We start from the raw sequence: 7,436 nt of genomic DNA, 5'->3' as shown, positions 1-7,436 counted from the left end.
CATATATGGTGGGAACAACAGGGTTCGAACCTGTGACCCTCTGCTTGTAAGGCAGATGCTCTCCCAGCTGAGCTATGCTCCCATATATGTTTATTGGTGACTCCTAGGGGAATTGAACCCCTGTTACTACCGTGAAAGGGTGGTGTCTTAACCTCTTGACCAAGGAGCCTTATTAATTTATTAAGTTTTTTTGGAGCTGGCAATAGGAATTGAACCTACAACCTGCTGATTACAAGTCAGCTGCTCTACCGTTGAGCCATGCCAGCGAGAAAAAAAATGGCGACCCAGAACGGACTCGAACCGTCGACCTCCGCCGTGACAGGGCGGCACTCTAACCAACTGAGCCACTGGGCCATATATGGTGGGAACAACAGGGTTCGAACCTGTGACCCTCTGCTTGTAAGGCAGATGCTCTCCCAGCTGAGCTATGCTCCCATATATGTTTTGTTGGTGACTCCTAGGGGAATTGAACCCCTGTTACCACCGTGAAAGGGTGGTGTCTTAACCGCTTGACCAAGGAGCCATATTAATTATTACGTTTGTTTATCATATGCTTCCGTCTCGCAACCCAACATAAACTATAATACATAATTTTTGTCGAAGTGTCAACATATTTTCTTGTTTTTTTTTATTTATTTTTTTATAACAATGCAAGAATCTAGTGATTTCAATGGTTTGTCTAATAAAAAAAAATTAGTATAACTTTGAAAATATTTTAAACTTAACCAAATAATTATAAGTAAATCACCACTTTTTTATAATATTATGTGAAAATCATGTTAAACCTAAGTGTTTTAGGGTAAAATCATAGGTGCACACTTAATATTACAAATATAATTTATTTTTCGAAAGGAGAGATTTTCTTGAAGCATTCTCTTATAATAGTTGGCGGAGGTGCCGCCGGTTTAACTTCTGCACTTATAGCAAAAATTTCAGGAATAGATGTAGCCATAATTGAAGGTTCCGATAGAGTAGGCAAAAAAATTTTAACCACTGGTAACGGAAGATGTAATATTAGTAACACAAATATAAATATAACTAGATATCACAGTGAAAATCCAGATTTCTCTAAAAATACACTAGACTCTTTCACTATAAATAATACTATAGACTTTTTTCAAAATTTAGGTATACCTCTAGTGACTTTAGATGACGGCAAAATCTTTCCTATGTCATTACAAGCTTCATCTGTCCTTGACATACTGCGCTTTTCTTTAGAAGAAAAAAATATTCCTGTATATATAAATACAAAGGCTAAACAAATCATAAAAAAAAATAAAGGCTTTAAAATTTTAATAGCAGACGATATTACATATGAGTGTGAAAAGTTAATTATCGCCACCGGCGGTAAATCTGCCCCTAAGACAGGTTCTGATGGATCTGGTTACACCTTGGCTAAACAATTAGGGCACAGTGTAATATCTCCCGTACCAGCCCTTGTACAGCTTAAATTAAACTATGATCGACTAAAGGCATTATCTGGAGTGAAATTCGACGGTAATGCGGAAATATTCATAGATAATAAATCCATCCAAAAGGAATTTGGAGAAATACTCTTTACCGACTACGGTATATCTGGGCCTCCAATTCTGCAACTTAGTAGAACCGCATCCTATGCCTTAGCTAAAAACAATAAAGTATCTCTACAAATTGACCTGTTACCAACAATTTCAGCTGAAGATCTAAAAATATTTTTAGAAAACCATTGGTCTATATTCGGAAATAGATCCCTTAATAATTCACTCATTGGGATAATTAATAAAAAAGTAATTCCAATAATTCTAAAACATGCAAAAATAGAAGATATCCATAAATTATGCTGCAATCTTGAACTTACAGAAAAGAATGCTATATATGAACTACTAAAAGAATGGAAATTTGAAGTTTCAGGAACTAATTCTTTTTCCAATGCACAAGTCACCGCAGGTGGTATTAATACAAATGAAATCAACCCTCAAACATTAGAGTCTAATATTGTCCCAAATTTATATTTTGCTGGAGAAATCTTAGATGTAGATGGCGATTGTGGTGGTTTCAACCTTCAATGGGCTTGGAGCTCTGGTGCAGTTGCAGGCATTAATGCTTCTAAATAGCAAAATGTTCTATTAATAGTTAAGAGTTTTTTCTTGGATTATGCTTTAATTATAAAATAACACAACAAAAACCGACTCTTCATAAATAGATAAGTCGGTTTTTATATGCATATATACTTAATATTATGTAACGTAATCTTTTCAAAAACCCCTAAATTACTTCAACCAAGTACTTTCTAAAAGGGTAAGCTCAGTACCCTCTTCGTTTATAATTTTGTGTCTACATATTACTTTGTTTTCTTCTTTTATAATTTCCGTACTCACCTTTATGATCTCTCCGTAGGTTGTTTCTTTCTCGTAGGTTACTTTTATATTTTTTAAAACATAATCTAATACTATATCCTTAGGCATTGTCTCTAGTGCCCACGCAACATATTTTGCATTGTTTACATGCACATTAGTATCAATGTCACTGTACCTAACTTGGAAACTTTTTTCACTGTCTACTGTGTTTATTTTTGGTATATTAGGAATATCTAAAGCATCGGTATTGCTATTATCTATACCATAAGCCACGTACATATCTTCAGTAATTCTTATTGGTCTTCTTCTGTTGGTATTTATTAGAATCCACACAGAATCAGCATATCCTATCTTATTTCCTTTAGCATCAAGAATTTCATACTTCCTATATGCATAAAATTTTCTGAAAGAATGTGCAAAAGTTTTCACCTTTATAGTTTCGTTTAATAGTGGATAGGACTCCATTGTTATGTCCCATTTATATAAAACCCATGCCATGTCATTCTCTTTAAGGTGCCCTATACCCACACCTAAAATTTCACTTTGATACATTGCCATATCGCCAAGATAATCTATTATGCTGGTAATTAGAGCTCTTTTATGGATATCTACTTCATAGTAATGAATATTATAATTTCTATCTGTAACTGCTGGAATTCTAATCATATTTTTCCTCCTACATTTCTTATTAACAAATTTTTATTATTTCTATGTAATTTCAGTTTGTTTGTGTTAAAATAATATCAAACTAACAAATAATGTGATAATCATTTATTTGTTTAGTTACATATATCTTATTTTACTACAAATTTTAATACTTTTATTAAATTTTTTTTATCTATTTAATTTTTATAAAATACGTGATAAAATCTTATTGTCGGTATTCAATATGAAACTGAACTATAAATTCAGATTATCAAAATAATCGACTTATATCCTTATGGAATAAGAGCGGAGGGAAATTATGATTAATAATTCTATGAAAATCAGAAGAATAAAAACAAGTCAATTAACAACAATCGGTATGCTATCAGCTATTTGTGTAGTCCTTGGATTAACTGGATATGGGTTTATTCCACTTCCTGGTGCCAAAGCTACCATTATGCACATTCCTGTTATTATAGGCTCCATAATAGGGGGTCCTATGGTTGGAATGGCTATTGGGTTAATATTTGGAATTTTTAGCATTATGCAAAATATTATGGCTCCAAATTTACTATCCTTTGCTTTCATAAATCCTCTAGTATCCGTATTACCAAGAGTTCTTATTGGTCTTACTTCTTACTATGTTTATAAACTAAACTTTACTAAAAATGATAGCCTAAAAATAGGCCTAGCTACCGTAATCGGTTCTTTAACTAACACTTTTGGTGTTCTTACTATGATATATATTTTATATGCAGCTAAATTTGCTGCTTCTAAGGGCATAGACCCTTCTATTGCTGCCAAGACCATTTATGGTATAGCTTTAATAAACGGTGTACCAGAAGCTATAATAGCTACTATAATTACCATACCTGTAATTCTATCAATTAAAAAAATAAAAAAATAATGAAAAAGACACCTAGCATTTTTGCTAGGTGTCTTAATTTTTCTATGCGTTTAACGCAGTCATTAATGCTTCTACATCAAGACCATGAACCATTGCTGCTTCTTCTATTGTTTCTGCTTGTGCTGAAGGGCATCCTACGCAACCCATTCCAAAATTCATTAATATTTCAACTGAATCTGGATTTGATCTTACAACTTCACCTATTGTCATATCCTTAGTTATTTTCATATTATCTACCTCACTTTTTTTTATTTAAAATAATTATATCAGACTTTAACTAGCAATTAAATAAAAATATTTATTTAACTTCAATTATCATTCTCATTATATTTTATATGCATCTATTTTACAAGTACGCACTTTTTTAATCTTTAGTATATACTTGTATACCATACACCATAAACGCATATTTTTACACTACTTATAATTCCCTAAAATATATAAGACATACATATTACAAAGATAATCTTTACAATATGTATGTCTTACTTATTTCTATATTTCAGTTAATACCATTGTTTGGTCTCTTTTAGGTCCTACTGATACTATAGAAACTTTAACTCCTGTAAACTCTTCAATTCTCTTAAGGTATATTTTTGCATTCTCTGGAAGTTCATCATAACTTCTTGCCTCTGCTATATTTTCATCCCAACCATCAAACTCTTCGTATACTGGTACGCATTCAGCCAAATCCTCAAGACTTGCTGGGAAGTAATCTATAACACTTCCTTCAAACTCGTATCCTACACAAACCTTGATTTTTTCAAGACCTGCTAAAGTATCTATTTTAGTTACGGCAAAACTAGTAAGTCCTGAAATTCTTGCTGAAGTTTTTAGTATAACAAGATCAAGCCATCCGCATCTTCTTGCTCTGCCTGTTGTTACACCAAATTCAAATCCTTTTTCACGAATCCAATCTCCTACCTCATCATTAAGTTCTGTTGGAAATGGTCCTTTTCCTACTCTTGTAGTGTAAGCTTTTGCTATTCCTACAGCATTTGTTATCATAGTAGGTCCTATTCCAGCTCCTATACAAACTCCTCCTGCAATAGTGTTAGAAGAAGTTACAAAAGGGTATGAACCATAATCTATATCAAGCAATGTTCCCTGTGCTCCTTCAAATAAAACATTTTTCCCAGCTTTAATTGAGTCGAAAACTTTAACTGATATATCTTTTACAAAAGGTCTCATTTTTTCTGCATACTCTAAGTACTGATTATATATTGTTTCAAAATCTAAAGCTTTTCCACCCAAAACTTTTGTTATTATATCATTCTTCATTGCTAAACTAGTTTTAAGTTTTTCTTTAAACACATCTTTTTTAAGAAGGTCACATACTCTGATTCCACTTCTTTCAGCCTTATCGGTGTAACAAGGGCCTATACCCTTTTTAGTAGTTCCAATATCATTTGTACCTCTAGCAATTTCATATAAGTTATCTAATTCTTTATGGTATGGCATTATAACTTGTGACCTATCACTAATCATTAATCTCTCTGGAGTTATTTTTTCTCCTAATGCTTCTAAGTAATCAATTTCCGTAAATAGCGCTTCTGGATCTACAACCACGCCATTACCTATTACATTTATTTTATCTTTATATAATATTCCTGATGGTATTAAATGAAGTTTATATTCTTTTTCTCCTACTACTACAGTATGACCTGCATTGTTTCCGCCTTGAAATCTGACTACCAAGTCAGCTCCCTCTGCAAGATAATCTGTCATCTTACCTTTACCTTCGTCTCCCCATTGGGCTCCTAAAATAATAAATGCTGACATATAAATTCCTCGCTTTCTTTCATTCCGCAATAAAATACTACAATTCTTTGATTTTTAAATTACTACGGTTGTGAATTTTTATAAATTTAAGTGTAAAACCACTATCCCTTTAGGCTAGTTGAGTGTCTCATATGTACTTACCCTTTGAATTATACACTTTTAATGTTAATATAACCAACCATTTAAGTTATTGGTCACAGTCTTCTTTATCTGATATATCCCTTGCTACAATTACACCAGTTGTAGATGCTTGCATTAAACCTCTAGTTATTCCCGCTCCATCTCCTATAGTGTATAAATTACCAATAGTAGTTTCAAATTTATTATTTGTGCTAATCTTACTAGAATAAAACTTTACTTCTACTCCATATAGTAGTGTGTTTTTGCTATATAATCCTGGCGCTATCTTGTCAAAAGCCTTTAATGCTTCTACTATAGAAGTTAAATGCCTTTGTGGCAGTACAAAACTTAAATCTCCTGGCACTGCTGATTTTAAAGTAGGAATAGTGGTTGATTTAGCTAATCTGTGATAATCTGTTCTTCTTCCCTTTAGTAAATCTCCCAGTCTTTGAACCATTATACCCCCACCAGTTAACATGTTACCTAACTGAGCAATATATTTTCCATAATCAATAGGTTGATCAAAGGGTTCTGTAAAAGTTGTAGATACAAGCATTGCAAAATTTGTATTAGTGGTCCTAAGCTTTTGATCTGAGTAACTATGCCCATTTACAACTGCAATCTTATTATCATCATAATATTCTGCTGATACCACTCCACCTGGATTCATACAGAAGGTTCTAACCTTACTGTCAAAGGTATCAGAATAATACACTAATTTTGCTTCATATAAATCTTTTGTTAAATGATCCATAACAGAATTGGGTACCTCTACACGAAGTCCAATATCTACTGCATTATTAGTAACCACAATGTTATGTTTTTTAGCTTCATTTGAAATCCATTCTGCTCCACCTCTACCTGGTGCTGCTACAACATACTTTGCATTAACTTTAACTAGGCCGTCTTTATTTTTTAGTAATACCCCAGTAGCTTTGTTATCCTCTATTAGTATTTCTTCTACTTCACTGAGTTCAATAAACTCTGTATTGGTATTATCCATTAAATGATGGTACATAGATTTTAAAACTTCATAGGCAAGTTCTGTTCCTAAATGCCTTACTGGGCATTCAATAAGACGAATATTATGTTTACTTGCCTCATATTTAACTTCATCAACCTTATCACTATTAAGTCCATACACTTTTTCATTTGCTCCAAATTTTATATATATATCATCACAATACTTTATTAATTTTTTTGATTCCTCTTCAGAAAAATATTCAAGAATTCTTCCACCCACCTCGGGACTTAGAGAAAGCTTACCATCAGAAAAAGCTCCAGCGCCTGCCCATCCAAATGTTATACCACAAGGATTACATTTAACACATATCCCCGTTTCTCTAGCTGGACATTTTCTTTTTTCTATATTTCTTCCCTTATCAACTATAAGTACACTAAGTTCAGGCTTTTTATTTGCAATTTCTAGTGCCGTAAATATGCCCGCAGGTCCGGCTCCTACAATAACTACATCGTAAAAATTTTTCACTTTACATATCCTCCTTGTACCACTCTAGGGTAACTAACTATGTTTGTTACCCTACTTAATAATATCAGAGGTATCTACCCCAGTCAATATTAAATGCGAATATTAGTATTTTATTATTGATAATAGTTCGTATAAATTTTATTTTCCGTTACCCTTA

At 32.7% G+C, this 7,436-nt stretch carries 6 protein-coding genes and 6 tRNA genes; 2 read left to right on the top strand and 10 right to left on the bottom strand.

The genetic code is table 11. The features are described from left to right. Positions 1 to 6: 6 nt before the first annotated feature. From ACREVU_RS02285 to ACREVU_RS02260, 6 genes are all read right to left on the bottom strand, one after another. Positions 7 to 82: transfer RNA gene (locus tag ACREVU_RS02285), tRNA-Val, on the bottom strand. Between the two features lie 12 nt (positions 83 to 94). After that, positions 95 to 169, bottom strand: a tRNA-Glu gene (locus ACREVU_RS02280). A gap of 22 nt (positions 170 to 191) precedes the next feature. Further along, positions 192 to 266, bottom strand: a tRNA-Thr gene (locus tag ACREVU_RS02275). Positions 267 to 277: 11 nt separating this feature from the next. Further along, positions 278 to 354 (bottom strand) — tRNA-Asp (locus tag ACREVU_RS02270). A gap of 5 nt (positions 355 to 359) precedes the next feature. After that, a tRNA-Val gene (locus ACREVU_RS02265) sits at positions 360 to 435 on the bottom strand. Positions 436 to 448: 13 nt separating this feature from the next. Beyond that, positions 449 to 523 (bottom strand) — tRNA-Glu (locus tag ACREVU_RS02260). A gap of 340 nt (positions 524 to 863) precedes the next feature. Here ACREVU_RS02260 and ACREVU_RS02255 point away from each other — a divergent pair. Then, positions 864 to 2,093, top strand: a complete 1,230-nt coding sequence (locus ACREVU_RS02255; RefSeq protein WP_431550006.1) for a BaiN/RdsA family NAD(P)/FAD-dependent oxidoreductase — start codon at positions 864 to 866, stop codon at positions 2,091 to 2,093. A gap of 156 nt (positions 2,094 to 2,249) precedes the next feature. Here the strand turns inward: ACREVU_RS02255 and ACREVU_RS02250 are convergent, their stop codons facing one another. Beyond that, the gene (locus tag ACREVU_RS02250) at positions 2,250 to 3,002 is read right to left on the bottom strand and encodes an acyl-[acyl-carrier-protein] thioesterase (protein ID WP_431550005.1); all 753 of its coding nucleotides are present in this window, start codon (positions 3,000 to 3,002) and stop codon (positions 2,250 to 2,252) included. Between the two features lie 298 nt (positions 3,003 to 3,300). Between ACREVU_RS02250 and ACREVU_RS02245 the strand changes: the two genes are divergently transcribed. Continuing rightward, on the top strand, positions 3,301 to 3,888 hold the full coding sequence (locus ACREVU_RS02245; RefSeq protein WP_431550004.1) for an ECF transporter S component: 588 nt from the start codon (positions 3,301 to 3,303) through the stop codon (positions 3,886 to 3,888). 42 nt (positions 3,889 to 3,930) lie between these two features. Here the strand turns inward: ACREVU_RS02245 and ACREVU_RS02240 are convergent, their stop codons facing one another. The 3 genes from ACREVU_RS02240 to ACREVU_RS02230 form a co-directional block, all read right to left on the bottom strand. Then, entirely contained in the window at positions 3,931 to 4,116 is a 186-nt protein-coding gene (locus tag ACREVU_RS02240; RefSeq protein ID WP_431550003.1) for a DUF1858 domain-containing protein, read from the bottom strand. Positions 4,117 to 4,383: 267 nt separating this feature from the next. Then, positions 4,384 to 5,670 carry an adenylosuccinate synthase gene (locus ACREVU_RS02235; RefSeq protein WP_431550002.1) on the bottom strand — a complete coding sequence of 429 codons (1,287 nt, stop codon included), beginning with the start codon at positions 5,668 to 5,670 and terminating at the stop codon, positions 4,384 to 4,386. A 187-nt stretch (positions 5,671 to 5,857) separates the two neighbouring features. Further along, the gene (locus ACREVU_RS02230) at positions 5,858 to 7,279 is read right to left on the bottom strand and encodes an NAD(P)/FAD-dependent oxidoreductase (protein ID WP_431550001.1); all 1,422 of its coding nucleotides are present in this window, start codon (positions 7,277 to 7,279) and stop codon (positions 5,858 to 5,860) included. Positions 7,280 to 7,436 lie beyond the last annotated feature (157 nt).

Source organism: Clostridium sp. (assembly GCF_050717535.1).
In the GTDB taxonomy this organism is placed as follows: domain Bacteria; phylum Bacillota; class Clostridia; order Clostridiales; family Clostridiaceae; genus Clostridium_AD.
This window is presented reverse-complemented; position numbering and strand designations above follow the sequence as displayed.